The sequence below is a fragment of the Anaerotignum faecicola genome, assembly GCA_024460105.1.
Classification (GTDB): domain Bacteria; phylum Bacillota; class Clostridia; order Lachnospirales; family Anaerotignaceae; genus JANFXS01.
In genome coordinates, this window is sequence record JANFXS010000655.1 from 1 (window position 1) to 378 (window position 378).

General features: G+C 48.9%; 1 protein-coding gene. It reads left to right on the plus strand.

The window, feature by feature from the left end:
- Nucleotides 1-128 precede the first annotated feature (128 nt).
- Nucleotides 129-378, plus strand: a 250-nt coding sequence (locus NE664_15870; GenBank protein ID MCQ4728112.1) for an antA/AntB antirepressor family protein, incomplete at its 3' end; no start/stop codon positions are given.

Here is a 378-nt window from a genome sequence, read left to right on the forward strand (position 1 = left end):
GACAGCCGATCCCGCCTGCTGGAAGTAACGGAGCGGTGGCTGATGCCGGCGGTTATCTTTGTGGCCGGAGTGATTATCATTTTAGCAGTTTGCGCACGATTGGAGGCGCTGCGATAGGAAGTGAGAAAGTGGATGAGCTAATGAAAATAAGCTATGAGAGCGGACAACCTACGGTGTCGGCAAGGGATTTATATGATCTGCTTTCCGAAGACGGAGGAACAAAAGGAACCGAACGTTTTAGTAAATGGTTTGAAAGGTACCGCGGATATGGTTTTGAGCAGGGCAGTGATTTTTCAACCCCGAACAAAAAAGTACGGGTTCAAACCGAGGGTACAAGAGATGTACGAAGGGAAGTCGAAGATTACGACCTGTCTGTGG